Annotated in this window: 19 protein-coding genes and 1 riboswitch; of the genes, 8 read left to right on the top strand and 11 right to left on the bottom strand. The window is 70.3% G+C overall.

Going from position 1 to position 26,986, the window contains the following annotated elements; genetic code table 11:
• Position 1: 1 nt before the first annotated feature.
• The 3 genes from L3i22_RS02630 to L3i22_RS02620 are packed head-to-tail and all read right to left on the bottom strand — an operon-like array spanning position 2 to position 3,422.
• A complete protein-coding gene (locus L3i22_RS02630; protein ID WP_221325416.1) occupies positions 2–1,240 on the bottom strand; it encodes a trans-acting enoyl reductase family protein in 1,239 nt (412 codons plus the stop codon).
• Positions 1,237–2,640 (bottom strand): PP2C family protein-serine/threonine phosphatase, encoded by a 1,404-nt coding sequence (locus tag L3i22_RS02625; RefSeq protein WP_221325415.1) that lies wholly within the window; start codon positions 2,638–2,640, stop codon positions 1,237–1,239. The genes L3i22_RS02630 and L3i22_RS02625 overlap by 4 nt, the downstream gene beginning before the upstream one ends.
• Positions 2,637–3,422, bottom strand: a complete 786-nt coding sequence (locus L3i22_RS02620) for an STAS domain-containing protein (RefSeq protein ID WP_221325414.1) — start codon at positions 3,420–3,422, stop codon at positions 2,637–2,639. The genes L3i22_RS02625 and L3i22_RS02620 overlap by 4 nt, the downstream gene beginning before the upstream one ends.
• Positions 3,423–3,894: 472 nt before the next feature.
• Positions 3,895–4,078: riboswitch (cyclic di-AMP (ydaO/yuaA leader) on the top strand.
• A gap of 1 nt (position 4,079) precedes the next feature.
• Here L3i22_RS02620 and L3i22_RS02615 point away from each other — a divergent pair.
• Positions 4,080–4,691, top strand: a complete 612-nt coding sequence (locus tag L3i22_RS02615; protein ID WP_221325413.1) for a transglycosylase family protein — start codon at positions 4,080–4,082, stop codon at positions 4,689–4,691.
• Between the two features lie 7 nt (positions 4,692–4,698).
• Here the strand turns inward: L3i22_RS02615 and L3i22_RS02610 are convergent, their stop codons facing one another.
• Positions 4,699–5,058 (bottom strand): nuclear transport factor 2 family protein, encoded by a 360-nt coding sequence (locus tag L3i22_RS02610; protein ID WP_221325412.1) that lies wholly within the window; start codon positions 5,056–5,058, stop codon positions 4,699–4,701.
• Positions 5,059–5,128: 70 nt separating this feature from the next.
• Between L3i22_RS02610 and L3i22_RS02605 the strand changes: the two genes are divergently transcribed.
• Positions 5,129–6,004: a LysR family transcriptional regulator gene (locus tag L3i22_RS02605; protein ID WP_221325411.1), complete on the top strand. Its 876-nt coding sequence runs from the start codon at positions 5,129–5,131 to the stop codon at positions 6,002–6,004.
• Between the two features lie 105 nt (positions 6,005–6,109).
• On the opposite strand, the gene L3i22_RS02600 is transcribed toward L3i22_RS02605, so the two are convergent.
• Positions 6,110–10,900, bottom strand: coding sequence for an ExeM/NucH family extracellular endonuclease (locus L3i22_RS02600; RefSeq protein WP_255657901.1), 4,791 nt, complete (start codon positions 10,898–10,900; stop codon positions 6,110–6,112).
• Positions 10,901–11,248: 348 nt separating this feature from the next.
• Between L3i22_RS02600 and L3i22_RS02595 the strand changes: the two genes are divergently transcribed.
• Positions 11,249–13,390 carry an MMPL family transporter gene (locus tag L3i22_RS02595; protein WP_221325409.1) on the top strand — a complete coding sequence of 714 codons (2,142 nt, stop codon included), beginning with the start codon at positions 11,249–11,251 and terminating at the stop codon, positions 13,388–13,390.
• A gap of 82 nt (positions 13,391–13,472) precedes the next feature.
• On the opposite strand, the gene L3i22_RS02590 is transcribed toward L3i22_RS02595, so the two are convergent.
• Positions 13,473–13,937, bottom strand: a complete 465-nt coding sequence (locus tag L3i22_RS02590; protein WP_221325408.1) for a hypothetical protein — start codon at positions 13,935–13,937, stop codon at positions 13,473–13,475.
• Positions 13,938–15,460: 1,523 nt separating this feature from the next.
• The gene (locus L3i22_RS02585; protein WP_221325407.1) at positions 15,461–17,032 is read right to left on the bottom strand and encodes a chitinase; all 1,572 of its coding nucleotides are present in this window, start codon (positions 17,030–17,032) and stop codon (positions 15,461–15,463) included.
• Positions 17,033–17,198: 166 nt separating this feature from the next.
• Here L3i22_RS02585 and L3i22_RS02580 point away from each other — a divergent pair, with 166 nt between their 5' ends.
• The gene (locus L3i22_RS02580) at positions 17,199–20,228 is read left to right on the top strand and encodes an EAL domain-containing protein (protein WP_221325406.1); all 3,030 of its coding nucleotides are present in this window, start codon (positions 17,199–17,201) and stop codon (positions 20,226–20,228) included.
• Positions 20,229–20,262: 34 nt separating this feature from the next.
• Here the strand turns inward: L3i22_RS02580 and L3i22_RS02575 are convergent, their stop codons facing one another.
• Both L3i22_RS02575 and L3i22_RS02570 read right to left on the bottom strand, forming a co-directional pair.
• Positions 20,263–20,802, bottom strand: a complete 540-nt coding sequence (locus L3i22_RS02575) for a DEAD/DEAH box helicase (RefSeq protein WP_221325405.1) — start codon at positions 20,800–20,802, stop codon at positions 20,263–20,265.
• A gap of 26 nt (positions 20,803–20,828) precedes the next feature.
• Positions 20,829–21,047 carry a hypothetical protein gene (locus L3i22_RS02570; RefSeq protein ID WP_221325404.1) on the bottom strand — a complete coding sequence of 73 codons (219 nt, stop codon included), beginning with the start codon at positions 21,045–21,047 and terminating at the stop codon, positions 20,829–20,831.
• 133 nt (positions 21,048–21,180) lie between these two features.
• Between L3i22_RS02570 and L3i22_RS02565 the strand changes: the two genes are divergently transcribed.
• Positions 21,181–21,618 carry a contact-dependent growth inhibition system immunity protein gene (locus L3i22_RS02565; RefSeq protein WP_221325403.1) on the top strand — a complete coding sequence of 146 codons (438 nt, stop codon included), beginning with the start codon at positions 21,181–21,183 and terminating at the stop codon, positions 21,616–21,618.
• A 19-nt stretch (positions 21,619–21,637) separates the two neighbouring features.
• Here the strand turns inward: L3i22_RS02565 and L3i22_RS02560 are convergent, their stop codons facing one another.
• Positions 21,638–22,531, bottom strand: a complete 894-nt coding sequence (locus L3i22_RS02560; RefSeq protein ID WP_221321871.1) for an IS5 family transposase — start codon at positions 22,529–22,531, stop codon at positions 21,638–21,640.
• Positions 22,532–22,743: 212 nt separating this feature from the next.
• Here L3i22_RS02560 and L3i22_RS02555 point away from each other — a divergent pair, with 212 nt between their 5' ends.
• Together L3i22_RS02555 and L3i22_RS02550 are read left to right on the top strand one after the other, a co-directional pair.
• A complete protein-coding gene (locus L3i22_RS02555; protein WP_221325402.1) occupies positions 22,744–23,031 on the top strand; it encodes a hypothetical protein in 288 nt (95 codons plus the stop codon).
• Between the two features lie 97 nt (positions 23,032–23,128).
• The gene (locus L3i22_RS02550; RefSeq protein ID WP_221325401.1) at positions 23,129–23,905 is read left to right on the top strand and encodes a hypothetical protein; all 777 of its coding nucleotides are present in this window, start codon (positions 23,129–23,131) and stop codon (positions 23,903–23,905) included.
• 106 nt (positions 23,906–24,011) lie between these two features.
• Here L3i22_RS02550 and L3i22_RS02545 read toward each other — a convergent pair whose 3' ends face one another.
• Positions 24,012–25,556, bottom strand: coding sequence for a collagen binding domain-containing protein (locus tag L3i22_RS02545; RefSeq protein ID WP_221325400.1), 1,545 nt, complete (start codon positions 25,554–25,556; stop codon positions 24,012–24,014).
• A 156-nt stretch (positions 25,557–25,712) separates the two neighbouring features.
• Between L3i22_RS02545 and L3i22_RS02540 the strand changes: the two genes are divergently transcribed.
• Positions 25,713–26,978, top strand: a complete 1,266-nt coding sequence (locus L3i22_RS02540; RefSeq protein WP_221325399.1) for a hypothetical protein — start codon at positions 25,713–25,715, stop codon at positions 26,976–26,978.
• The last annotated feature ends 8 nt before the right edge of the window (positions 26,979–26,986 follow it).

Here is a 26,986-nt window from a genome sequence, read left to right as displayed (position 1 = left end):
GTCAGAGTCGGCGGGCGGTGATCTCGAGGCCGGCGGACCGGAGGCGGCTGACCAGCGCGTCGCCGATGGCGGTGGCCGGGGTCAGGACGCCGCCCTCGGACGGCGGCAGCGCCGCCCGGTCCAGCGCCAGGGCCAGCGCGGACTCGCCGAGCATCACCGAGGTCGCCGCGTAGCCCGGGTCGCCCTTGGCCCGCACCCGGGCGGTGTACCGCGCGCCGGACGTCGTCGTCGTGAAGATGTCCATGGTGAAGTGGCCCTCCTGCTGCGACTTCTCGCTCGGCCCGGTGCCCGGTTTCGGCAGGATCCGGTCCAGCAGGAAGCGGGTGGGCGGCACCGCGAGCCCGGCGAACAGCGCGCCCAGGCCCAGCTTCGTCCCGATCGCGATCACCGGGGACAGCGGTGACGCGCCGACGCTCATCGCCTCGCGGTACTTGAAGGTCCGCCCGTACGCCCAGGAGCGCAACGCGTTGCTGCGCCGGACCACCCGGGTGTTGTAGGACGCCATCACGAACGGCGCGAGCCGGCCGCGCAGCTTCGGGTCCACTTCGGAGGCCGGGAACGTGTCCAGGTCGCTCTGCCGGCCCACCTTCGGCTCGGCCTGGCGGTCCGGGCTCAGCGAGTACGGGCTTCCGGCCACCCGCCGCAGCGCCGGCTCCCGCTTCATCACGTCCACCTGGTTGCGCATCGAGTCGATGGTGCCGCCGCTGATCCCGCCGCGCAGGCTGGTGACGACGAGCGTGGTGTCGGTCAGCTCGCCCGCGCCGTCCGCGGCGATCAGCTGGTGCAGGACGTGCACGCCGAGGTCGGACGGGATGGAGTCGAAGCCGCACGAGTGCACGATCCGCGCACCGGTGCCGCGCGCGAGCTCGTGGTTCTGGTCGATGCTGTCCCGGGCGAACAGCACCTCACCGGTCAGGTCGACGTAGTCGGTGCCGGCCGCGGCGCAGGCGTGCACGAGCGGAAGGCCGAACTTCGCGTACGGCCCGACCGTGGTGATCACCACGCGGGTGCGCCCGGCCAGCGTGGCCAGCGCGTCCGGGTCGGCCGCGTCGGCGATCAGAATCGGCCAGTCCACGTTCAGCCGGGACTTCACCGCCGCCAGTTTCGCCGCTGAGCGCCCGGCCAGCGCGATCCGGGTGCCGGCCGGCGCGTGCCCGGCGAGATAGCGCGCCACCAGCACACCGACGAAGCCGGTGGCGCCGTAGATGACCACCTCGAAATCACGTGAACGATCGCTCATGATCGGTGATTGTGCACCCCGGACCGCACCTTAGGAAACTCATCGGTAACAACGGGTCGATCATGGCGGCGGTGGTTTCGTTTCGCCGGGGTGGCCCGGATGACCAGGGCCGCGATGTCGTCGTGATCGCTTCGGCCCAGCCAGTCGCCGGTCCGCTGCCCGATCCGCTCGGTCACCAGGGCGGCCGGCATGCCGGTGTACTCGCCCAGCAGGGTGACGAGACGGCGCAGGCCGAACGGCTCGCCGTACGGGCCGCCCTCGGCGTCGACGACCCCGTCGGTGTAGAGCACGCAGGCCTCTTCCGGGGCGAGCTGGATCGTCGCCTCGGCGAACGTCGCCGGGTGTTCGACGCCGAGCATCATGCCGCCGATGGGTACCGGGTCCACGGTTCCGGTCTGCCGCACGACCAGTGGTGGCGGGTGGCCGCCGGCGGCCAGTCGCAGCCGGGCACCCCCGTGCGGCAGCGCCTCGACGACGCCGACGATCAGGGTGGCGAACTGCGTCGCCTCGGTGGAGTGCGGGTCGAAGGTCGCCGCGTTCAGCAGGTTCAGCATGTCCAGGGGTTGTCCGTTGATCCGGCGCAGCACCTGGAGCGACTGTCGTAGCCGGTTGCCGGCCACCGCCGCCTCGACGCCCTTGCCGCAGACGTCGCCCAGGACGCAGAACACGCCGCCCTCGGTGCGCGGCTCGGCGTGCACGATGTCGCCACCGATGCGCAGCGCCTCGCGGGCCGGCCGGTACACGGACGCCAGCTCGAGACCGGCGACGTCGGGTATCGGCGCGGGCAGCAGCGCCGTGCGCAGAGTCTCGGCGACCTCGGCCTGCTCGCGGTAGAGCACGGCCGCCGTCACCGCGCGATTGACCGCGGTCCCGAACTCGGCCGCGACCGATCGGCCGGCCTCGGTGAAGGTCGCCTGATCGGGGTCGCGCAACAGCAGCAGCGCGCCCCGGCCCTGGTAGGAGTACGTCACCCGGACGATCACGCCGTGACCCTGGTGCTCGGCGCCGTCGGGCAGGGCCCATCGGCCGGGCGGGATGGGCCGGACCCGGGCGCCGCCGGAGTCGGTGAGGGTTGCCTGGATCCAGCCGGGCAGGTCGGCCTGAGCGACCGTGTTGTCCTGATCCGGTTTCGGGGCCGGCGCGCTCTCCTGACCTGCCGCCCACCACCGCGCCTCCTGCCGGTCGACGGCGAGGACGAGCACCGCCACCCGGGCCAGCTCGGGGAGGGCGAGGCGGACGGCGGCAGCGGCGGTGCGGTCGAGGTTCAGTGACCGGCCCAGCGTCCGGTACGCCGCGATGAGCAGATCCCGTCCCCGGTCGGGGCAGGCCGCACCGCCGGCCTCGACGGGCGCGTCGTCGTCGTGCTGGTTGCCGTTCATGGCGGTGTGCCGGACGGTCACCCGGTCGCGACCGCGAAGGTCAGCTGAACCCTGGTGCCGCCGGGGCCGGTGTCGATGTCGACCCGCTGGCAGATCTGGCCCACCAGCCACAGGCCGTAGAGGCCGATGTGGCCGGGGCGCGGGCGGGGGCGTTCGCCGCGGTAGCGGCGGGGAATGCCGCGGCCGCTGTCGCTGATGCTGAGGAACAGCAGGTTGCCGCGTCCGGCAGCGGTGATGTGGCCCGAGCCGCCGCCGTAACGTACCGCGTTGGTCATGATCTCGGTTGCCGCGAGCAGCAGGTTGTAGCGCTCCTGCCCGGACATCGCCAGGCCGTCGGCGTAGCCGGACAGCTGCCGCCGGATGTGTCCCATGTTGTCGCCGCCGAACGCCTCGTCGAGGACCTCGGCGAGCGGCGCGGCGCGCCCGCCCGAGGTGGCGAACTCCGGCGGGGCCGGGCCGCCGGTGCGTGAAAGGCGGGCGTCGTCCGGCGGGCGCAGGCCGAGGAACACGGTCAGGCCGGCCAGATGGAGGTGTCTCAGCACCTCGGGGGGAGTGCCGGCCACGTGGAACGTCTTGGCCGCGCGCCGCGCGCACCGGCGCACGAGCAGCAGCAGAGCGACTCCGGAGGAGTCCATTGAGGTGACTTCGGTCAGGTCGACGGCCACGTGCGTGCTCGGCTCGGCCTTCAACGCCTGTTCCAGATGCGTCAGCACGTCGGCGTGGCGCACCAGGACCAGTGATCCTGCGAGTACCAGACGAACCGTGCCCTCCGCGGTGACTACGACGTACGCGGGATGCTCCATGTGACGACCTTTGGTTGGTCGGTCTCTGGCTCGTCGGCTCAGGTCGGCTGGATGCCGCCCATCGTTCTCCGGGACGCGGCAGCCGACAAGGGACGACACCCATCAGAGCCCAATTCATGCACAATCCGCGCGAACTGCGCGTCCTCGTGGCCCGCGCACCCGGGTCGCGCCCACATCAGACAACAAAGCGGTGATGAGCCGTCATGCGGAGGATGACCGGTTCGGCGAGACGGGGCCCAGGCACGCCGAACCGCGCACCCACTCTTGCGTGTCCGGTCACAAACGGCGTTCCCCCGCACGGTTGACCACGTAGGTGGCAACCGGCGCCGCCACTGAAGAACTCGGGTTGTTATTCACACAAAGGAAGATCAAAGCGGCTAATTTGTGAGAACAAAGTCACCAGCCCCGCTTCCGGGCGTGGTCAGTCCGGAGAGGTGGTGGCTACCGTCGGCAGTCCGCAATTGCGGACACCGTGGCCGGAACGCCGAGTCCTGCCTGCTGGTCACGGTCAACAACACACAGGCATGGAGCGGGGGACCCACAAGTTCTCCGGCGCGCTCACGTTGAGCGCGCCTCGGGGTGAAGCCGCCTGACGGCGGCCGGGCTCCTCGGCCCGAACCCGACAGCTCACCTCGCAGGCGTGGAGGGAAAAACTTCATGCTTCACCTGAACAAGCGGGTTCGTCGTGCGGTCTCCCGGCGAGCCCAGTCTCCGCGCGCCCTGAAACGCGCGCTCGGCATCATGGTCGCCGGTCTCGCCGGTGCGGTCGGCATGCTGGCGGTCGAAGCCACACCCGCCAGCGCCGCCCCGGACGTGAACTGGGACGCCGTGGCCCGGTGCGAGTCCGGCGGCAACTGGCGGATCAACACCGGCAACGGCTATTACGGCGGGTTGCAGTTCAGCCGGTCCACGTGGCGTGCGCACGGGGGCGGGAAGTACGGCTCGACCGCCAACGTGGCCTCCAAGAGCGAGCAGATCACGGTCGCCGAACGGGTCCTGCGGAACCAGGGCATCGGTGCCTGGCCCACCTGCGGGCGTCGCGGGCTCACCAAGGCGCGGACCACCGCCGCGGTGAACCCCTACCGCCTGGCCTCCTACGACTCGCCGCTGAGGACGACCGGCACCTACGTCGTGAAGCGCGGCGACACCCTTTCCGCCATCGCCACGCGCTACCGCGTCAAGGGCGGCTGGAAGGCCCTTTACCGCGCCAACGCGAGCCGCCTGGGCAGCCCGAACCGGCTGACGGTCGGCCAGCGCCTGGCCTTGTAGGAGCAGCTCAGGGCCGGGCGAACTCCGGCTGATCGAGCACCCGCAGCCAGGTTCCGTCCGGCTGCCGGCGGACCACCTGCGCCCTCGCCCCGGCCCCGTCTCTCGGCGGCGTCGCGGTGAGGGCCAGGTCGCCGCTGATCAGCGTGGGCAGCGGCGGCTCGGGCTCGAAGCGGGGCATCCTCGGCAGCAGCTCGGCCCAGAGCTGCTGGATCGCCGCGCGCCCGACGGTCTGGCTGCCGGGCGGGTAGGCCATCACGGCGTCCTCCTCGTACAGCAGGGCGAGGCCCTCGGCATCCTTCGCGTTGGCGCGCTCGACGAAGAGGCGGGTCAGGTCTTCGGGCTGCTGTGCCTTCTCGCGTTCGCTCATGACTTCACCCTGCCCCTACCCGATCCACAAGTCCAACAGATGGTTCTTCTGGCTACTACAATTTCTACTCATGGATCTGCGGCAGCTGGAGTACTTCGTCGCGGTCGCCGAGACCGGCAGCTTCACCCGCGCCGCGGAGCGGGTGCACATCACCCAGTCCGGGGTGAGTGCGCAGGTCAAGGCGCTGGAGCACGAGCTCGGCGCGGAGCTTTTCGACCGCAGCGGCCGGACCGCGCGGCTCACCGACGCCGGTGCGGTCGCGCTGCGCCACGCCCGGGCCGCCCTCGACTCGACGCTCGACCTGCGGGACGCGATCGACGACGTCAAGGGGCTGATCCGGGGCCGGCTGACGATCGGCATGGTGATCGGCTGCGAGGTCGCGCCACTCTTCGACGCGCTCGCCGCCTTCCACCGCGACCATCCCGGCATCGAGCTGGAGCTGGCCGAGGCGAACTCGGACCACCTGGTCGCGGGCGTGCGCGCCGGCGCGTTCGACGTGGCGCTGGCGGGGCTGGCCGGGGCGCCGCCGGAACACCTCGCGTCGCAGGTGATCGTGAGCGAGCGGCTGGTGGCGCTGACCGCTCCCGGCAGCGAGCTCGCGGGGCGCGGCCGGGTCACGGTCGCGGGGCTCCGGTCGTACCAAATCGTCTGTCTGCCGCAAGGGACCGGCATCCGGGACGTGCTCGACCAGGCCGGGGTGGCGGATTCCGGCTTGCGACCGGAGGTCGCGCTCGTCGCCACCTCGCCGGACACCGTCGCCGGCCTGGCCCGCCGCGGCCTCGGGGTCGCGGTCCTCAGCGAGTCGATGGCGGCCGCGCATCCCGACCTGGTCGCCGTGCCGATCGACGGCATCGGGATCCCGGCGCTGCTCGCCCTGGTCTGGCCGGAGCGGACAAGTCCGGCACTGGCCGCGTTCCTCAAGCGGTGCCTGGCCGCGTTCGCCTGAAAATCAAGATCAAAATCCGCTTACGGTACGCCCGCAGCCCGCCCGGAACAGCGGAAAGGCCCCCGCCGCGCAGATCGCGACGAGGGCCTCCCGGTCCATCAGGTGTTACCGCGTGATCGTCCGGAAGTAGACCTTGGCGGCCGACGTGTTGCCGGCCTTGTCCACTCCCCAGTAGCTGATCCGCAGGCTGCCCTTCTTCACGCCGGAGATCCGGACGCTCCAGGTGCTCCCGCTCAGCGACGCGTTCAACACCTCGGCCTTGGCCAGGGCGGACGTCCGCGAGGACGCCTTGGTCCACTTGCCGTGGCTGTAGTAGTACCAGGACTTGCCGCGCTGCTCGGTCAGCTTGACCCGAACCGTGCGGACGCCGGTGCCGACGTCGGTGGCCTTACCGGTCACCTTCGACCAGGACGACGCCCGGTTCGCGCCGCTCGGCACCTTCAGGGTCACCTTGGGCGCCCAGGCGTCCTTGCTGACCTTGACCGAGCCGACGGTCACGGTGGTGCCGGCGCCGACGCCGTTCACCGGGGTGACCTTGACCGAGAACGTGCCGGTCTTCTTGTACGTGTGCGACACCGGCATGTTCACCGACGCCGTGGTGGTGTAACCGTCACCCCAGGCGACCTTGACCGAGGTGCCGTTCACGCCGCTCACCTTGAGGGTGACGGCCTGGGTGGCGTAGATCGAGACGCGGTCCAGGCTGTACTTGCCGGTCTGCGCGGCCGCCGTCACGCTGCCGGCGGTGATCGCCGCGGCCGCGTTGCCGGCCTTGTCGGTGATCGTCACGGTGACCGCGAACGTGCCGGCCGTGGCGTACTTGTGGGTCGCCGTCGTGGCGCCGGCGGCCAGGGTCTCCGGCGCGCTGCCGTCGCCCCAGTTGACCACCTGGGTGATCTCGGTGGCCGGGCTGACGTCGTCGGCGAGCGCCTTCTGGGTCAGCGTGACCGACTGACCGGTCCAGATGCTTGTCGCGTCCACCGAGTAGGTGCCGGTCGGCGCGGTGGTGTCGGACGGGGCCGGCACGTACACCTTGCTGCGGAACGTGGTGTCCGCGGTGATCGGCGTGTACTTGGCGAAGAAGTTGACCAGCATGGTCAGGTCGTTGTCACCGGTGGTGATCTTGTTCGTGCCCTTGCCCAGGGTGAGGAAGTTGTCGCCACCCGCGGCGAGGAACGAGTTCGACGAGACGCGGTACGAAGTGGCCGGGTCGATGACCGTCCCGTTCAACTTCAGCGTCGACGCGACGATGTGCGAACCGGTCGCGGCGGCCGGGTCGTACTCGTAGGTCAGGCCCTTCGACACGCCCAGGTGCAGGATCGGGCGGGACGCGCCGGCCGGCTGCCACTGCTCCTCGAGGACCTGCTTGATCTGCGCACCGGTGAGGGTCTGGGTGACCATGTCGTTGGCGAACGGCTGAACCGAGTACGCCTCCGAGTAGGTGATCACCCCGTCGTCGCCGACCAGCAGGTCGGTACGCAGGCCACCCGGGTTCATGAAGGCGATCTGCGCCCCGCCCCGACCGGCGTCGCTGGTCTGGTCGAGCTGCACGTCGGCGATGAAGTTGCCCATCACCGACTCGGAGCCGCGGTCCTCGGCACCGGTCGCCGAGTACGCCCGCTTGATGTCGGTCGTGATGCTGCCCAGGACCTTCTTGCCGAGCTCGGCCGAGTTGGTCTTGGCGGCGGTCACGATGTCGGCGACGGCCGGGTCCGGGGTGTAGCCGGTGACCGGGATCAGTTCCGCGGTCGAGCTGATCACGGACTTGGTGACCGGGTCGTACTTGAGGGTGGCTCGGCCCAGCTTGACGCCGTAGTCCTCGGCCTGGATCACCGGACGGGTCTTGTCGGTGCCGGGGATCGGGATCTCGAACGCGTACGGCTGGTGGGTGTGTCCACTCAGGATCGCGTCGACGTTCGGGCTGAGCTTGGTGAACGCCCCGAAGACCGGGTCGTTCTGCAGCGCCTCGGCCGAGGTGATGTTCTCGGTCGCGGCGCCCTCGTGGGCCAGCACGACCACCACGTCGGCCTCGCCGTTCGACTCGTCGCCGTCGGAGAGCTCGGCGGCCAGGGTGTTCGCCTCGGCCACCGGGTCGTGGAACTCGATGCCCTTGACGCCGTCCGGGCTGACCATCGCCGGGGTCTGCAGCGTGACCACACCGATGTAGCCGACCCGCACGCCGCCCACGGTCTGCACCGAGTAGCCGGGCAGGATCCGCTTGCCGTCCTGGTAGACGTTCGCGGCCAGGTACGGGAAGTTGGCCTTGGTGTCCAGGTGGGTCAGCAGGTCGTTGACGCCCTTGTCGAACTCGTGGTTACCCACCGAGGAGACGTTCAGGCCGCCCGCGTTCAGGGCGTCCAGGGTCGGGTCGTCGTTGGCGATCGACGAGATGAAGGTCGACGCGCCGACGTTGTCACCGGCCGAGCTCCACAGCGTGTTCGGGTTCTCCGCGCGCAGCTTGTTGACCAGCCCGACGAGCTGGGCCGCGCCGCCGACACCGGCGGACGGGGCCTCGAGCCGGCCGTGGAAGTCGTTGATGCTCAGCAGCTGCAGGTCGACCGGCTTCGGCGCGCTGGTGTCCAGGCCGATCACGACCGGGTCGTGGTCGCTGGCCCGGTACGGGTCGGCGTTGAAGAACGGCGCGTAGCCGTCGTACTGGAACGCGTACGACTCGACCGAGTTGATGTTCCAGATGTCGACGCCGGTGACCCGGTCGGTCAGCGTCGGCGTGGTCAGCGCGTGGTCCAGCGAACCGGACTCGCCGCCGAAGACGTACGAGTTCTTGCCGGGCGCCTTGGTGCTGTGCACGTCGGTGTAGCCGGCGTTGTAGAGGACCTGCATCGGGTCCTCCTGGGTGTAGGAGTTGAAGTCACCCAGCAGGATCACCTTGTCGGTGCCGCTGTCCTTCTCCACACCCTTGACGAAGTCGACGACCGAGGCGGCCTGACGCTTGCGGTCACCGTTGTACGGGCCCTGCCCGTCCCCGGCGTCCACGTTGTCACCGCTCGGCGCGACCGAGGCGCTCTTCGACTTCAGGTGGTTGGCCACCACGGTGAAGTCGATGCTGCCGCTGGTGAACGTCTGCGCGATCGGCTCCCGCGCGTTCGACCAGACGGTCTCGTCGTTGATCGACCGGGAGGCGCCCTTCGGCGTCGCCTTGGCCGGCTTGTAGATGATCGCGGTGGTGATGACGTCCTGCGCGGACGCGGCCGGCAGCTCGGCGGGCGAGCGGACGTAGTCCCAGGTGCCCGCGCCGTCGTGCTCGTTCAGCGCGCCGACCAGGGTCTTCAGCGCCAGCTGCGGGTCGTTCGCGTCGAACTTGACCGAGTTCTCGATCTCCATCAGCGCGACGACGTCGGCGTCCAGCGAGGTGATCGCCGAGACGATCTTCGCCTGCTGCTTGGCCAGCGCGGCCGCGTCGGCGGCACCGCGGGCGTCGCCACCGAAGTGGACGAAGTAGTTCAGGACGTTGAAGCTGGCCACCTTGAGGTCGCCGCCGACGGCCACGGGAGCCGTGGTCCGCGGGTTGGCCGCGCTGAAGGTGGTCCGGTTCGCGGCCGGGGTCTCGGCGGTCACCACGGTGGTCGGCTCGAGCAGCCAGTCGCCGTAGGAGTAGTCGAGCACCACCGGGCCGAAGGAGGCGATCTTGTCGCCGGCCCGGATCGGCTGGTCCTTGCTGATGTACGGCGGCGCGATGCCGGCCGAGGACAGCGTGGTGGTCCGGCCGTCGTCGAGCAGGATGCGGCTCGCGCGGTTGGCGGCCTTGAGCGCCACCGCCTCGTCGCTGCCGGCCTTCGCCACGTCGGTCGGAACCTTGGCGACCTTGTCCCCGGCGGTGAGGACGGCCTCGCCGTAGGTGGTCAGGTAGTACGGGTCGGACACGGTGTAGGCGCCGGTCGGGGAGACCAGCATGCCCTCGACGGACTCGCGGACCGCGTCGCTGCCCGGCAGGGTCAGCGGGGAGGCGGTCGGGACCGTCACGTCGTGCGCGCAGACCTGGGTGTCGGTCTTGGCCGCGAGGGTGAGCTCGGTGAACGTGTTGAACTCGGTGATCGTGCCGGTCACCCGGACCTGGTCGCCGATCTTGACGTCCGGCAGGGTGGCCGCGGTGCCGTAGACGAAGATCGCGTCGGACGCGACCCCCTCGGCGGCGGTGTGGCTCGCGCCCGCGGTCTGGATGTAGAAGCCGTTGAAGCCGCCGGTGCGGTGGTCCGCGGTGACGACGCCCTCGACGGTGACCTGCTGGCCGGCCAGCGGGGACGCCGCGCCGGTGCCCTGCACCTCGGCGATGGTGTTGGTGACCGCGGTGGTGCAGCCGGTGCTCGGCTCCTCCGGGTCGGTGCCACCGCCGGCGGCCTTGTTGACCGCGCCGAACGAGTTCGCGGCCGCGGCCTGCCAGGTGCCGTCGATCTTCTGCAGCGACTGGCCGACCGGCACGGCGACCTCGGTCACGCCGATGTCGGTGCTGGTCTGACCGGCGGCCGGGCCACTGGCCCCGGTCATCACGCCGCCGTAGCTGAGGAACTCGGAAACCGTGCCGTCCGGCTTGACCAGGGCGACGCCGTCCGGGTTGCCGTTCTGGATGCCGTTGGCCGGGTACGTCTGGACGACCACACCGGCCGCCGGCACCACGCCGGTGAGCGTCTTGGTGTCGTACGCCGCGTTGCCGTTGCCGTTGTACAGGACGATCTGCCAGCCGGTCAGATCGAAGTCGACCGGAGCCTGAACCTCGATCGCCTCACCGCTGTCGGTGCCGGCGTTGTCGTAGTGGATCTCGCTGATGAACGGGATCTGGGCCTCGGCCGCGAACGCCGGCACGGAGAAGCCCAGTCCCAGCGCGGTCGCGAGAGCCGCGGCACCGAGGGCCCGAAGAGCCTGCGGGCTCGCAGCGGCACTCACGCTGCGTAGATATGGACGCATTGAAACAGGTCCCCTTATGGAAGTGAGTGCGCCGGAGCGTAGGTAGGTTCGGTGACGATCTCTTCTCTTCCAGGTAACAGAAAGGGGTTGGACCCACAAAGGACATGGTCGAATCAGTCCTTAACGACCGACCACCGTGGTCACGGTTGAGCATCGGTCCGTCCACTACGGATTGTTACCTGTTGGCTGTCTATACAACGCGTAACGAAACGTCTGCGTCGCGACGGAACGCACACGACACAACGTGGGTGATTTATCCCGGTTCTCAGGACCGGGCAAAGACGGCCGATCACGTGATTCGACCGTCTCACCGCACAAGGAGCATTCGTGGCGACCCTGCTGTACCGGCTCGGCCGGCTCTCCTACCGACGACGACGCCTGACGCTGGCCGTCTGGTTGGTGGCCCTGGCCCTCATCGGCGTCGGCGCCGCCACCCTCTCCGGGCCGACCACCGGCGCGTTCTCGATCCCGGGGACCGAGTCGCAGCGGGCCATGGAGGTGCTCGCGGCGAAGTTCGGCGACGGCTCGGAGAACGCCACCGCCAAGGTCGTCTTCACCGCGCCGGGCGGCGGCACGCTCACCGGCGCTACCGAGAAGTCCGCGGTCGAGGCCGCCGTCGCCGCGCTCGCCAAGGTGCCACAGGTCGCCGCGGTCGCCGACCCGTTCACCGCCAAGACGATCTCGTCGGACGCGCGGACCGCGTACGCCACGGTCACCTACTCGGTCGGCGTCACCGAGGTCACCGACGCGGGACGGGCCGCGCTCTTCGCCGCCGGGGACACCGCGGAGTCGGCCGGCCTCGGCGTCGAGTACTCCGGCGAGTCCACCCAGGCCGCCGACGGCGGCCACTCCAGCGAGGCGATCGGCATCGTGATCGCCGCGCTGGTCCTGGTGATCACGTTCGGCTCGCTGATCGCGGCCGGCCTGCCGCTGCTCACCGCCATGATCGGGGTCGGCCTCGGGATGGGCGGCATCCAGATCGCCACCGGGTTCTTCGACCTGTCCTCGTCCACCTCCGCGCTGGCCACCATGCTCGGCCTGGCCGTCGGCATCGACTACGCGCTCTTCCTGGTCTCCCGGTTCCGGCACGAGCTGGCCCTCGGCCACGACGGCGAGGAGGCGGCCGGCCGCGCCGCCGGGACCGCCGGCTCGGCCGTCGTCTTCGCCGGCCTGACCGTGGTGATCGCCCTCGCCGCGCTGAGCGTCACCGGCATCCCGTTCCTGACCGCGATGGGCCTGGCCGCCGCCGGCACGGTCACCGGCGCCGTGGTGATCACGCTGACCTTCGTCCCGGCCGTCCTCGGCTTCGCCGGCCGCCGGGTCATGCCGAAGAAGGTCAAGCCGAGCAGCGCCGTCCCGTTCGGCGAGCGCTGGGCCCGCAACGTGCTGCGCTACCGCTGGGTCGCGCTGGTCGTCGCGCTCGGCCTGATCGTCACCGCCGCCGTCCCGGTCTTCCACCTGAAGCTCGCCCTGCCCGACGACAGCACCGCGTCGGTCACGTCCACCCAGCGCAAGGCGTACGACCAGCTCGCCGCCGGCTTCGGCGCGGGCTTCAACGGGCCGCTGATCGTGGTCGCGACCGGCTCGTCCGATTCCTTCGGTGCGGCCAAGCAGGCGATCGCCAAGCTGACCGACGTCGTGCTGGTCACCGAGCCGGTCGTGGACCAGGCCGGCGACACCGCGATGCTGACCGTCATCCCGAAGAGCGCGCCGACCAGCGAGGCGACCAAGGACCTGGTCAAGGCGATCCGGGCACTGCCGCTGCCGGTGGCGGTGACCGGCACGACGGCCGTCAACATCGACGTCTCCGACAAGCTGACCGCGGCGCTGATTCCGTACCTCGCAATCGTTGTCGGTCTTGCCTTTGTGCTTTTGACCCTGGTCTTCCGGAGCCTGTTGGTGCCGCTGAAGGCGACGATCGGCTTCCTGCTCAGCGTCGTCGCCGCGTTCGGCGCGCTGACCTGGGTGTTCCAGGAAGGTCACCTGGCCGGCCTGTTCGGCGTCGAGTCCACCGGGCCACTGGTCAGCATCATGCCGATCTTCCTGATCGGGATCCTTTTCGGACTCGCGATGGACTACGAGGTCTTCCTCGTCACCCGCACCCGGGAGGAGTTCGTGCACGGCGCCGCCCCGAACGACGCGATCATCTCCGGCATGCGGCACGGCGCGCGGGTCGTCACCGCCGCCGCGCTGATCATGATGAGCGTCTTCGCCGGCTTCATCCTGGCCGACGACACGATCATCAAATCGCTCGGCTTCGCCCTCGCGTTCGGCGTCGCGGTCGACGCCTTCCTGGTCCGGATGACCATCGTGCCGGCGGTGTTGTCGCTGATGGGACGCTCGGCGTGGTGGCTGCCGGCCTGGCTGGACCGGCTGCTGCCGAACGTCGACGTGGAGGGCGAGGGGCTCGCCCGGCACCTCGCCGCCGCCCCGCGCGAGGAGGACCGGGAGCTGCTGCCGGCCGCCTGATCCTCTTCTTTTTAACCGAGCGGTGGCAGGCCTCTCCGGCCTGCCACCGCTCAATTCTTTTTCGGTACGTCGTTCAGCCCGGCTACGCCGTTATGCCGAGCGCGTCGAGCAGCTCCTCGAACGTCTCCTCGGCGAACGTGTTGGCCGAGGCGAGCACCGCCGCCACCGCACCGGCGTCCGCGGTCAGCCCGGCCTCCGCCGCCCAGGCCACCGCCCGCTCGACGATCTCCGCCGGGCCGAGCCCCAGCGCCGGCGCGCCCATCTCGGCCGCGCGCTCCGGGTGCACGTGAGCCGCCCAGCTCACCCCCGCCGGACTGGCCGCCTCGACCAGCGCCGCGTCGCTGTCGATCACGAAGGCCGACAGCGCGGGCGCGCCGGTCAGCCGGACCAACTCGGCCAGCGCGTCGCTCGCGCCGCCGTCCAGCTGCGCGTACCGCCAGCCGCCGCCGAGCTCCTTCTCGAACAGCACCGCCGTCTCCCCGATCGCCGGTGACCCGGCCAGCGGCTGCGCGCTGCGCGCGACCAGGAGCTCCCCCGAATAGCCCATCTGAACACCCCGTTCACGTCCTGCTGCATTGGGACGCGACACAACATACGGGTCGATCTTCGGCGCGCCGCGCGCCGTCCCCTCGGCCGTCACCTGCGGAAACCCGCCCTCGTCGGTTCGGATCCGTAGGTGAACCTAAAAGTATGAGATCAGGTGTTAGGTAGGTTAGGTCCGTTCTGTCACGGTAAGGAGGCATTTGGTATTCGGGGGAAAACGAAGGGAATGACCATGCAAAGGACCATGCGCCTGATGGCGCTGGCCGGCTTCGGCGTGCTGGCCGGGATGACGGCTGCCGCCGCACCCGCCCAAGCGGCACCGGCCGGTGGCCACTCCGGCAGCGGCACCGCCGCCCAGCAGCAGCGGAACCCGTGGGACGACGACGAGGTCGTCGGCTATTACCGCGACTTCTGGTCCTGCCAGCGGGCCGGACTGGTCGGGGAGCGATTTCGGGCCTGGGACGACCACGACTGCGAGAAGGTTCGCTGGGGGTTCCGGCGCGGGGCGTGGGCGCTGATCGTCGACCAGAACGACTGGAACAACCGGTGGGACAACCGGTGGCGGCCGGGGCAGTGGCCGGCTGGGTGGCCGAACCGGCCGCAGTGGCCCGGCGCGGGACGGCCTGGGCCGGGGCGGCCGGATCACCCGGGGTCCGACGGGCCGGGCCGGCCCAGCAACGGTGGGCCGGGTGGGCATGGCGGGCCGAGCAATGGTGGGCCCGGTGGCGGTGGACCGAGCCACGGCGGACCTAGCGGTGGCGGGCCGAGCAACGGCGGACCCAGTGGCGGCGGACCGAGCCACGGCGGGCCTAGCGGCGGCGGGCCGAGCAACGGTGGGCCCAGCGGCGGCGGGCCCAGCAACGGCGGGCCCAGCGGTGGAGGCCCCAGCAACGGCGGCCCTAGCGGTGGCGGCCCGAGCAACGGCGGGCCCAGTGGCGGCGGCCCGAGCAACGGCGGGCCGGGCGGACACGGCGGACCGAGCAGCGGCGGACCGAGCGGTGGCGGGCCGAGCAACGGCGGCCCCAGCGGTGGCGGGCCCAGCGGCGGCGGCCCCAGCGGCGGCGGCCCCAGCGGCGGCGGCCCCAGCGGCGGCGGCCCCAGCGGCGGCGGCCCCAGCGGCGGCGGCCCCAGCGGCGGCGGCCCCAGCGGCGGCGGCCCCAGCGGCGGCGGCCCGAGCGGTGGCGGCCCCGGCGGTGGCGGCCCGAGCGGTGGCGGCCCCGGCGGTGGCGGCCCGAGCGGTGGCGGCCCCGGCGGTGGCGGCCCGAGCAACGGTGGCCCCGGCGGTGGCGGGCCTCGCCCCAACCACTGACCGGCTACGGCACCCCCTGTCGATCATGACCGGCGGTAACTGAGCAGGACCCGCCCTCCCTGAGGGGGGCCACCTCCACACCGGTAATTATCGCGGGAAAGCCGAAGATCACGTGGGCACCCTGTGGACAGACCACCACTGTGGACAACGCCCACCGACCGACCCGATGTGATACGGAACAGCAAGCGTGGGCGGGCCGACCTCGGCCCGCCCACCCATCAGTTGACCACCGGCTCCCCCGGCACCGTGAACAGCGGCGCCCACGGCTCGGACGGATCGACGGGATACTCGGTCGACGGCGCATCACCCTTGGTCGTCCAGCGAGCCTCGTACGGAAGCCCCCCGAATGTCACCCGATCGCCCCGGCGATAGTCGCCCGCCGGGTTCCAGACCGCGGTCACGCCGGTGACCTGCGGCGTCGGCGTCGGCTTGGTGTCGCCCGGGGTGACCGGCCCGATCACCGACCACGGGTTCGGGGTGCCGCCGCTGTCGTCAGCCGACGGGTCAGCCCCGGTGTTGGCCCATTTCGCCTGGTAGACGACGCTGTGCCAGACCACCTTGTAGCCACCGACGTACTGCGCGGTGAGCCGCCACACCGGGTACGGGCTGGTGGCCGGATCGTCGACGGTCGCCTGCCGGTCCGGGATCTGCACCGCGTCCCGGCTGGTGCTGCCGATCGCGGTGCCGGGCAGGCCGGCGAAGACCTTGGAGAACGCCAGCGCGGCCTGGTCCACACCGCTGCAGGTGTTGGAGTGCACGACGACGTTGGTGAACGTCCCCTTGCAGCGCGAGTCCCGGTTCAGCGACCACATCGAGACCCGCCCGAGGCCCTTGTCCACGGCGAAGCCGGCCAGGCCCGCCGCGTCCGTGACGGTGAAGCGCTCGGCGTCGACGTCGTTCTGGCCGATCATCGGGGTCGCGCCGATCCGCGACCACACCTGCGCCGCGTTGAGCTGCACGCCGAGCCGCAGGTAGAGGTCGGTGAGCTGCTTGTGGGTGCCGGTCAGGGCGCTGGTGGCCAGGTCGAGCATGTCCGGGCCGGAGCCGGCCGATCCGTAGTCCATGGTCATCACGTTGACGCCGCGCAGTGTCACGCCGCCCTCCAGCGTCGTGCGCACCGCGGCGACGCCGTCGGCGGTCAGTCCCTGCGGCGTGACCGGCACGGTCAGCCAGATCGCCAGCGGGTGCCCGGCCGCCGCCCGTTCCGTCTGGATCACCTTCAGCGCGGTCGCCCGCCGTCGCAGCGACGCCTGGTCGGCCAGTGCCGTGCCCTCCACGTCCAGGTCGAGCGTGGCCAGGTCATATCGTTTGACCAGCTGACGGTACGCGTCGGTCAGCCGGGCCTGGTCCGCGCAGGCCACCGCGAGTTCCTTGTTCGTCAGCCCGCCGACGCTGAGCATGATGTCGCCGCCGGCCGCGCGCAGCTGGCTGATCCGGCGGTCCAGTTCCAGGGAGGCGGCCGCCTCGTCGAGCGTGTACGCGCCACCCCAGCTCGGCGCGCAGCCGTCGGTCGGGTCGGCGACCACGAAGGCCAGCGCCACGTCGTTCGCCGGGTTGGCGTCCGGGTCCTGGAACTCGAACGTCGGCGTGAGCGTGACGTCGACGTACGGCACCGCCCACGACTTCACCCGGGTCCCGGCGTCCCGATAGCGCATGACGGCGGCCGTGCTGCCGGCCCCGACCGCGCCCACCACCAGGACCAGGAACAACATGCGCAGCCAGGACAGCTTCTCGGCCGGTTGGTCCGGTTCCTGCCAGTTCGGGTCGGCCAGCGGGTCGTCGTCCGGCATGGGGTGCTCACCTTCATCGGAGTCTTCCCCTTCCGAATCGGCAGCACCGGCCCCGAATCAAGGAACCGAGGTTTAACCTGCGAAAACCCTTCATGCAACCGCCGTTCTCCTCCGATGGACAGGTGAGCGGTCCGATCCGTTCGACGATTCGGGTGGAGGACGACCTATGGAGCGCAACGCGGTGCCCCGGCTACGGCCGGACAACCGGCGCCAGTGGGGGGCGGATCGCCGGTCGGCTCCGCATCCGGTGATCCCGCCGCCCATCTCGGAGGGGCGGATCGCCCGCGGCCGACTGGCGGTGGTGCTCACCATCGCGGTCTGGACCGGGTACGTCGCGTACACGATCTTCGAGCAGTTCGTCGTCGGCAAGGCGCATTCCGCGCGGCTGGCCGTCGAGGCGATCGTCTACCTGCTGGTCATCACCGGTCTGATGGCGTCGGCCACGGCCTACCTGATCACCCGGATCGGCTACTTCTACCGGAGCCGGGCGCACCAGCGCGCGCCGCGGATCGTGCTGGACGCGTTCCTGGCCAAGCCCCGGACGCCGACGGTGACCGTGCTGGTCCCGTCGTACCAGGAGGACGAGCGGGTCATCCGGACCACGCTGCTCTCCGCCGCGCTGCAGGAGTACCCCGGCCTCCGGGTGGTGCTGCTGATCGACGACCCGCAGCAGCCGCGGACCCGGGCCGCGCGTGATCTGCTGCTGGCCGCGCGCCGGCTGCCGGGCACGATCGAGGGCGAGATGGCGGTGCCGTTCGGGCGGGCGCAGGACGCGTACGAACGGTTCGAGCGCGCCCTTGACGAGCGCGAGCAGCGGACCGGCACCACCGCCGACATGCGTGAGCTGGCCGTCGAGTACCGGGCCGCGAGTGACTGGCTCGACGACCTCGGCCGGCGCCAGGAGATGATCGACCACACCGACGTGTTCTTCGTCGACCACATCGTCGGCCAGCTCGGCGCCGAACTGGCCACGATCGGCGGGGCGCTGGAGCGGGGCGCCGAGGAGAACGCCACCCTGCCGGTGGCCCGGCTCGTCCAGCTCTACCGCCGGCTGCTCGCGATCTTCGACGCGCAGGTGACCGGTTTCGAGCGCAAACGGTACGTGTCGCTGTCGCACGAGCCCAACAAGGCGATGAACCTGAACAGCTACATCGGGCTGATGGGCGGCAGCTTTCAGCAGGTGCACACCCCGCTCGGGGTGGCGCTGGTGAACGCCGGCGCGGGCCGGGGCGAGCTGAACGTGCCGAGCCCGGATTACGTGCTGACCCTGGACGCCGACAGCGTGCTGATGCCGGATTACTGCCTGCGGCTCGTGCACATGATGGAACAGGGCGCGTATTCCGGGGTCGCGGTGACCCAGACGCCGTACAGCGCATTCCCGGGCGCGGCCACCCGCGTCGAGCGCATTTCCGGCGCGACCACCGACATCCAGCACATCGTGCACCAGGGCATGACGCAATATGACGCGACGTTCTGGGTCGGGGCCAACGCCGTACTGCGAAAAAAGGCTTTGGATGACATCTGTGTGGTGGCTTACGAGGGTGACTGGGAGATCAAGCGCTACATCCAGGACCGGACGGTCATCGAGGACACCGAGTCGACAATCGATCTCGGGGTGCACGGCTGGACGCTGTACAACTATCCCGAACGGCTCGCATACAGCGCGACACCACCGGATTTCGGCTCGCTCGCCATTCAGCGTCAGCGCTGGGCGAACGGCGGCCTGCTGATTCTCTCCCGGCTCAAGGACCAGTTCCGGGCGCGGCGCGGGCGCGGCCAGAAGAACCGTTTCGGTGAGCTGTTCCTGCGGGTGAACTACATGGCCTCGATCTTCTGGAGCTCCATCTGCCTGGTGGTCATGCTGCTCTACCCGTTCAACAGCGATCTGCTCAACCCGGTGCTGCTGCTGGTGTCGGTGCCGTACTTCATGATGATGTCCGCCGATTTGAAGGCGAACGGCTACAAACGCCTGGACGTGCTCCGGATCTACGGTTTCAACCTGATCCTGCTGCCGGTCAATCTTTCCGGCAGCTTCGCGTCGCTGTTGCAACTTCTCACCGGCGAGAAAAGCCAATTCAAACGTACGCCGAAGGTCCGCGACCGGACCACGGCGGCGGCCTTCTACCTGCTCGCGCCGCTCAGCCTGATCGCGTTCTCGGCATACACCGTCGTCCGCGACGTCGAGTTCCGTTTCTGGAACAACCTGGCATTCGCCGGATTCAACCTAGTGCTTTCCCTGTACGCGATGATCGCCTTCGTCGGTGTCGGCAACACGATCGCCGACCTCTTCGCCCACCTGCGTGCCTGGCTGTACCGCCCGGTCGCGCCCCGTAAACGGTCCCGGAGCACCAAGGCCGTCACGTCGGCCCCGGCTCCCGCGACCACCGGCAACGGCGCGATCGGCGACTGGGCGTCGGTGCTGCACTACGGCAACGAGCGGGGCGGGACCGGCCTGGTCGCGGTCCGCGCCGGCCACGCGGAGCCCGGCCGCCGGCCGACCGCCACCGGCAAGTCGCCGGACTCGTCGCACTCGTTCGAGGAGTTCAGCTTCTTCACCGTCTTCCAGCCGATCTTCGAGCTGGAGTCCGGCACGGTCGTCGGGTACGAGGCGCTCACCCGGTTCGCCGACGGCACCTCCCCGCAGCGCGGCCTGGCCACTGCACAGGACCAGGGCCTGCACATCGACCTGGACGCGGCGCTGATCCGGGCCGCGCTGGCGTCGGCCGGCTCCCTCCCGGCCGGCACCTGGCTGGGCATCAACGTCTCCCCGGAGCTGCTGCGCCGTCCGGAGGAGCTGGCGCCGCTGCTCGACGAGGCCGACCGCCCGATCGTCCTGGAGGTCCCGAGCCCGGAGCTCGCCGACCTGGAACGGTTCCCCACCGGCTTCCGCTTCGCCATCGACGACGCCGGCGCCGGATACGACACGCTGTCCAAGATGGAGGCGTTGAAGCCGGCCATCCTGAAACTCGGCCCGGCCTCCCTCGCCGGCGTCGAGACGGAGAGCGCCCGCCAGGTCGCGATCCGCACCGTGGTGGAGTTCGCCGAGATGAACAACTGCACGGTGATCGCCGAGGGCATCGAGTCCGCCCCCCAGCGGGACGCCCTGATGGCCTGCGGCGTCCGCCTCGGCCAGGGCTTCTACCTGGGCCGCCCGGTCCCGGTCGAGCGCGCCCTGGCCGACGCCGCCGGCCGCTGACCGCAGCACCGAAAAGGCCGAGTCGAACGGCCGGCTAGGCGAGGAGTTCGCGGATGTCGGCGGCGGTGATCGCGGCCGACGCGAACTCTCCGCCGTCCATCACCCCGGCGAACAGTTCGGCCTTGCGCGCCTGCAAGGCCATCACCTTCTCCTCGATGGTGTTGCGCGCCACCAGGCGATAGACCATCACGCTCCGGGTCTGCCCGATGCGGTGCGTCCGGTCCACCGCCTGCGCCTCCGTCGCCGGGTTCCACCACGGGTCGAGCAGGATGCAGTAGTCCGCCTCGGTCAGGTTCAGGCCGAATCCGCCGGCCTTCAGGCTGATCAGGAAGACCGGTGCGGCACCGGCCTTGAACTCCTCGATGACCCGCTTGCGATTGCGGGTGGCGCCGTCCAGGTACACGCACGCGATGCCGGCCTGCGCCAGCCGCTCGCGAGCGGCGCCGAGGAACCGGGTGAACTGGCTGAAGACCAGGGTGCGGTGACCCTCCGCGGCGATGTCGGTGAGCTGCTCCACGAGCAGGTCGAGTTTCGTCGACGAAACTGCCCGGTGTTGCTCGTCGACCAGTGCCACGTCCAGGCTGGCCTGGCGCAGCAGCGTCAGCGAGCGGGCAGGACCGGGCGCATCGAGATCCGCCGGCCGGTTCTGCGGGTTCGCGGCAGGTATCCGTTCACCAGCTCGAACTGCAGGCCGAGCCCGGGAGCCGCGGGCTGGGGAAGCTCCGGCGGGTCGGCCACGTCCCGCATCCAGGCGGACAGCTGGGACTCCCATCGACCGGCTCGCGGCCGCCGCTGCGCCGGTGCGGTGGATTTCTTCATCCCGTCCTCCTGACCAGCTTCGCCATCGTTGCCTTCCGCCCGGGTCAGCGGCCTACTTTAAGCGGGCGACGACAGACACCACACGCTGTGTACTCACCACGAGGGACGGTGTCTCCGGAGGAAGGGAGGTGCCATGACCGGCGCACGGGAGCAATCGCTCGAAGAGCTTGAGGGCGACGCTTGGGGCGACGCGGCGGCTGATGCGACCGGGCTCATTGCCACGGTTCACCGGCTGCGGCGCAAACCGATCGGCGAGTTGGCGGTCGAGGATCTGAGAATCATGCTCGGCCAGCAGGTGGGCGTGCCGGTGTTAGTGCCCGAGGCACTGGCCGTGCTTGAGCATGACCCGCTCGCGGAGGGGGATTGCTACCCGGGAGACCTGCTGTCGGCCGTCGTCCGCCGGGTCCCTGCGGAATATTGGGCCGCCCATCCGGAAGAGTTGACCCGACTGGACGTCGTGGTGGCCGGGATCGATCTGGATGAGCTCGATGACGACAAGCTCGCGGCCGACCTCACCACATTCCGCTCGGCAGGCGGGCACGGCGCAGTCTCGGGCGCAACCTGGACCTAGGGCGTGTTTCATAAGCAGGTCAGAGCCACTCGCAGATGATGGTGATGGTCAGAACTGCCTGGTAGCGGACGGCAAGTTTGTCGTAGCGGGTCGCGACGCCGCGGTGGCGTTTGAGGCGGTTGATGCCGCATTCGACGGCGTGGCGTTGCCGGTAGACGAGCCGGTCGAAAGCGGGTGGCCGGCCGCCTTTGCGGCCTTTGGCTTTGCGGTGGGCGTCCTGGTCACTCTTGCTGGGAATGCACGCCCGGATTCCGCGTTTACGCAGGTAGGAACGGTTTTCTTTCGAGGTGTAGGCCTTGTCGGCGAGGACCGTGTCGGGGCGGGTCCGGGGCCGGCCACCGCCGGGCCGGCCGACCCGGATCCTGGACAGGACCGGGATGAACTGCGGACTGTCCCCGCACTGCCCGGCGGTCACGATGAACGCCATGACCTTCTGCCCCTGCTCACAGGCCAGATGCGTCTTGGTGGTCAACCCGCCCCGCGACCGCCCCAGGCCGTGATCATCAGGTTCGGTGTGCACGCCGCCGGGCGGCTCCTTCTGCAACTGCCCGTCGCGGCGAGCACCGGCCGCGTGCTGATGGGCGCGGCTGGTCATCGAGTCGAGGCTGATGTCCCAGCGGATCCGGCCGGCCGCATCGGCATGGGCCTGCAGAGCGGCCAGGATGCTGTCCCAGGTGCCGTCGCGTTGCCAGCGGCGAAACAGTCCATAGACGGTAGGCCAGGGCGGATAGACGGCGGCGACGTCCCGCCACGGAACCCCGTTCCGGATCCGCCAGCGGATCCCGTTGATGAGCTGCCGTTTCGTCCACTTCGGCGGCCGCCCGTTCCCCGACACAGCCGGCAGCAACGGAGCAAGCCGCTGCCACTGAGCGTCGGTGAGGTCATGCCGCGTCGTCACCGCTAAGGTGGCCACGAGGTCTCCGGTATGAAGTTCTAGCTTGGTCGCTGAACCACTTACCGGAGACCTCTTCAGTTATCGATGACCGCCACGCCGTGACCCTCACCGGCAAAACCCAACTTCTAAAACACGCCCTAGCCTGCGGCAGTGAAATTCGCGTGACGTCACTCCGTGGTGCTGCGCGTGCCAGCCCGGTGTGGGGACGGTCGGTGCGTACCGTGGTTGACGTGATCAAGGACGTGGCGCGCGGTGTGTTCCGCCGCTGTCTGCCCGTCCTTCTGGCCCTGGCGCTGACCGCCGCGCACGGCTCGGCCGGTGTCCGGCGTTCAGCGGCCGGCCGACCCGCCGCGGTCAGCGGGCACCAACACGGCGGCTCAGCTGACCGGCCGAGTGATTCCACGGCCGAGGACAATACGACGGCCGCTGTCGTGGTCGCCGATCGCGAGCAGGTCCTGACGCAGCAGAACACCGTGTCGATCGGTGTCTCCCGCGCGCCGCCCACCGCTGCCATCTAGCAGGCGTTGAAGGCGGTCGCCCGCCGCATGTCACCAGCGCGTCGATGGCCGAAGGCTGTCCGCCGCCCCGTTTCTCGTTCCAGTAAGGATTTCGACGGTGAACCCTGTGCCGCAGACGGTGCTGACCGACCCGATGGTCCCGGTGGCCATCTGGATGATGTTGATGGTGGCCGCGGTTCCCGCAGTCATGTTGCTGGCCAGCCCCCAGGCGGTGCACCGTCCCGGCCGGCTGGTGATGACGATCGTGAACGTGCTGCGCTGCCATCTCGAGGCCCGGGAACAAGCCCGGCGTGACGCCGCCGCCGCGATCCGGTACGCCGCGCAGGCGCGGGTCGCCGCGGCCCACGCCGACGAGGCGGTCCGTTATCGGCAGGAGCTGTGGCGTGAAGCCGGGCAGCGCGCCGACGACCTGTGGCTGACCTGGCAGGCGACCGAGAAGCAGGTGACCCGGGGCCGGGCCACGACCGTGTTCACCGCCCCGTGGGCCGCGCGGACCTCGACCGAAGTCACCGACCGGGCCCGGTTCCTGCACCGCACCGTCCGCGCCGCCGTCGAACGCGGCGACCTGCCCGCCACCGCGTTGGCAGCCGCGTTGTCCGGCCGTGACGGCTGGGACCCGTGGCGGCATCCCGTGGAACAGGAACTGGTCATCCTCCAGGCGATCGCCGCGCATCAGCAGCAGCGTCACCAACTGGCCACGGTCGCGGAACGAGCGGCCCGGCACGACATCCACCACGCCGCCGCGGTCCGTGACCGGCTCCGCGACGAAGCCCGCACGGCTGCACAACACGCCGCCAGGCACCAACTGCGCCCGGCCATCGAGCACTGGAGCCTCCCAGCGCTGCGCCTGACCTGGGGATATCGGCTGGCCTGATCGCGTCCCCGGCGGCACGCCGGTGCTCTACACCGACGGGCTGATCGGCGTACGTTATGACGCCGTCCCTGGCCCACGCTGCCGTGGACCAGGGACGGCGCGGGCATCACTGGACGAGCAGGGTGAGCTTCACGATCTTCGGGGCGCTGGGCTGGACCCGGACGTTGGTGGCGGTGGCGAAGCTGTTGCCGCCGTACCACCCGGTGCCGTAAACGCCGCCGACCACATAACGCAGGCGGACGGCCTGGTCGGTGACGCCGGCCAGGATCTGCTGCGAGTTCAGCTCCTTGACGAAGTCGCCGGTCTTGGCGTTGTAGGCGTCGACGAGCAGGTAGCCGATGTACGGCTGACCGTCCGCGGTGCGCGGGGCCACGGTCAGGCCGGTGCCGACGTTGTGCAGCTCGGCGTCCAGGACCCCGGGCTGGTCGAGGCTACCGGCCATCACGAGCTGGGCCGCCTTGCGGTCGGTGGCGCCACCCGACCAGTAGGACGCGTAGGTCGAGTCGTAGTAGTAGGAGAACTGGACCGGCCACGGGTACGGCCCGAGGTTGGCGATCGTGTACTTGCCGTCCTCACCCCAGGACGAGCAGAACGGGCCACTCGCGCTGCTGTCCGATCCGCCCTTCCAAGGCAGCACCGAGGCGCAGCCGTTGACCAGGCCCTCGCCGGTGTCGGCGTCGCGGACCGTGCCGGTGATCGCGGCGGCCTGGTCGAGCTGGATAACCGGCGCGGCGACCGAGGAGCCGGGGGTCACGTCGAGCAGCTTCGCCTTGTACTGGCTGCCGGTGCCGCCCTTGGCGCCGACCCACTGGATGCCGTACGAGGTCCACTCCGGGTTGGCCAGCAGGTTGTACTGCCCGGTGGTCAACTCGCCGAGGGTGATCGTGCCGTCGTCGGCGGAGTAGTTCTCGCCGAAACGGCAGGTGTTGGAGTCGAGGTTGCCGAAGACCACCGGCAGCGCCGCGACGCAGACGCCGGCCACCGGCTCGCCGGTGGCCCGGTCGACGACCTTCGTGGTGACAGCGCCGGTCGGGGTCATCGACACCGCGACCTTGGCCACCGTGCCGTAGACGACCTTGACGTTCGCTACCGAGGTGCGCGCGTGCAGCCCGTCCGGGGACTGCACGTAGAGCGTGTGCGATCCGTCGGAGAGGCCGGTCAGCATCCGGATGCCGCCGTCGCCGTCGCAGTTCATCGGGAACGCCTCGATGTCGCTGACGCAGACGTGCTCGACCGGGGCGCCGGACACCGCGTCGGTGACCGTCACCTGCACGCCGCCCGGATCCACCGCGCTGTCGTCGACCTGGGTGACGGCACCTGATGTCACATCAACCACTGTCGCCGCGGAGAAACCCATCTGGTGGTACGCCCACTGCCAGCGTGTGTCGGGTCCGGACCGCACCCCGAACTGCACCTTGTACTGCCCCGGCGCGACCCCGGTGAAGGTGTAGTCGCCGTCGGCGTCGGTCTTCACCTGGCCTGCGCTGGCACCGGCGGTCGTCCACAGATTGACCGTGGTCGCCCCGCCGGACGGCTGGGTGAAGCGGCCGGTGATCGAGCCGGCGTCGTCGGCGTGCGCCGCCCCGGCCGGCAGCACTACGCCCGCGACCAGTACAGCGGTCGCGACTGCTCCGCTGAGCCTGCTTTTCATATGGTGTTCTGCCCCCGAATCATCGATCTTTGTGACCGGGATTCTGGCACACGACGGTACGGTTTCGTAGCCTCGCCGGATCGCTTGATCAACTCGGCCTCGCAGCGCCGTCGATCGATCGCTACGATCCCTGCGCATCCAACAGGAAGGAAAGTTGTGAGAGTCGCTTCCCTCAGGTGGATCGGGGCCACCACGCTGATCGCCACAGTGGCGCTCGGGGTGGCGGCGCCTGCGTTCGCCGCGACCACCGAGCCGCACTACCGCATCAGCCCGTCCCTCGAGGCGTACACAGATTCGGCCGTTCCCGACGTCACGGAGTACTACCCGAGCGGCGGCGAGACGCCGATCGGCACCCGGGTGGACCAGGACGGCGTGACGCACACGACGCGTGCGTATGTCTCGTTCGACCTCGGCAGCATCAACAAGTCCCGCTTTCAGCAGGCAATCGTGGTGCTCCCCGACTACGGGAAGTCCTGTGAGGACGGCAGCACACCGGGCGAGCGGGACGTTACCGTGCGCCAGACGCAGCCGTTCGCCGACAACACCTGGGCCAACCCGCCGGCGCTGACCGGCGCCGCGGTCCGGGCCACCGCCGATGCCTGCCAGACCGCGACGGCCGATCTGACCACGATGGTCTCCCGTGCCCTCAAGCGCGGCGAGAGCAGCATCTTCGTCGAGATCCGGGTGCGCGGCGCCCGCGAGGCCAAGGCGAAGTTCGCCCGCTGGCTCCGCTTCAACGACACGCGCCTCGAGGTCAACCTGGTCAACCGGGCCCCGGACAAGCCGGTCGACCTGAAGATCAACGACCAGGACAACACCTGCACCGGCGATTTCGTCACCAACACCGACCTGTCGGCGTACGCCCGGATGTCGGACCCGGACACCAGCCCGTGGGACTCGCTGAGCTCGGAGTTCCAGTGGTGGCCGGCCGCCGACCCTTCGGACGTGCACTCGATGCCGGCCGGCGGCACGTCGTCCGGCTGGGACGGCCAGTTCGGCATCGGCTCGATCCCGGGACGCACGCTGGCCGACGGCGGGTACGCGTGGCGCGCACGGACCTTCGACACGCGCGAGTACTCGGCGTGGAGTGACGTCTGCTCGTTCACCATCGACCGCACGCCGCCCGCCACGGTCCCGACCGTCGGCTCGCCGGAGTACCCGGAGAACTCGGCGGCCCCGGTCGGCGGGGCTTACCGCTCCGGCACCTTCCTGTTCACCGCCAACGGCGACCCGACAGTGGTCCGGTTCGCCTACGGCCAGGACGGTTACATCCAGAACACCGTCGCCGCCGATCAGGCCGGCGGCGCGGCCGTGGTCACCTGGTATCCGACGGCCTCCGGCAAGCACACCCTGACCGTGTGGGGCCTGGACGCGGCGGGGAACCGTTCGGAGCCGCGCCAGTACGCGATCAACGTGGCCTGACCGGCCGC

Source organism: Actinoplanes sp. L3-i22 (assembly GCF_019704555.1).
In the GTDB taxonomy this organism is placed as follows: domain Bacteria; phylum Actinomycetota; class Actinomycetes; order Mycobacteriales; family Micromonosporaceae; genus Actinoplanes.
This window is presented reverse-complemented; position numbering and strand designations above follow the sequence as displayed.

Excerpts from the sequence above, each read along its gene's own strand:
- L3i22_RS02570 (WP_221325404.1), bottom strand. The coding sequence starts at position 21,047 with ATGAAGAAATCCACCGCACCGGCGCAGCGGCGGCCGCGAGCCGGTCGA.
- L3i22_RS02610 (WP_221325412.1), bottom strand. The coding sequence starts at position 5,058 with ATGAGCGAACGCGAGAAGGCACAGCAGCCCGAAGACCTGACCCGCCTC.
- L3i22_RS02565 (WP_221325403.1), top strand. The coding sequence starts at position 21,181 with ATGACCGGCGCACGGGAGCAATCGCTCGAAGAGCTTGAGGGCGACGCT.
- L3i22_RS02590 (WP_221325408.1), bottom strand. The coding sequence starts at position 13,937 with ATGGGCTATTCGGGGGAGCTCCTGGTCGCGCGCAGCGCGCAGCCGCTG.
- L3i22_RS02545 (WP_221325400.1), bottom strand. The coding sequence starts at position 25,556 with ATGAAAAGCAGGCTCAGCGGAGCAGTCGCGACCGCTGTACTGGTCGCG.
- L3i22_RS02620 (WP_221325414.1), bottom strand. The coding sequence starts at position 3,422 with ATGGAGCATCCCGCGTACGTCGTAGTCACCGCGGAGGGCACGGTTCGT.
- L3i22_RS02630 (WP_221325416.1), bottom strand. The coding sequence starts at position 1,240 with ATGAGCGATCGTTCACGTGATTTCGAGGTGGTCATCTACGGCGCCACC.
- L3i22_RS02580 (WP_221325406.1), top strand. The coding sequence starts at position 17,199 with ATGGAGCGCAACGCGGTGCCCCGGCTACGGCCGGACAACCGGCGCCAG.
- L3i22_RS02585 (WP_221325407.1), bottom strand. The coding sequence starts at position 17,032 with ATGCCGGACGACGACCCGCTGGCCGACCCGAACTGGCAGGAACCGGAC.
- L3i22_RS02615 (WP_221325413.1), top strand. The coding sequence starts at position 4,080 with ATGCTTCACCTGAACAAGCGGGTTCGTCGTGCGGTCTCCCGGCGAGCC.
- L3i22_RS02605 (WP_221325411.1), top strand. The coding sequence starts at position 5,129 with ATGGATCTGCGGCAGCTGGAGTACTTCGTCGCGGTCGCCGAGACCGGC.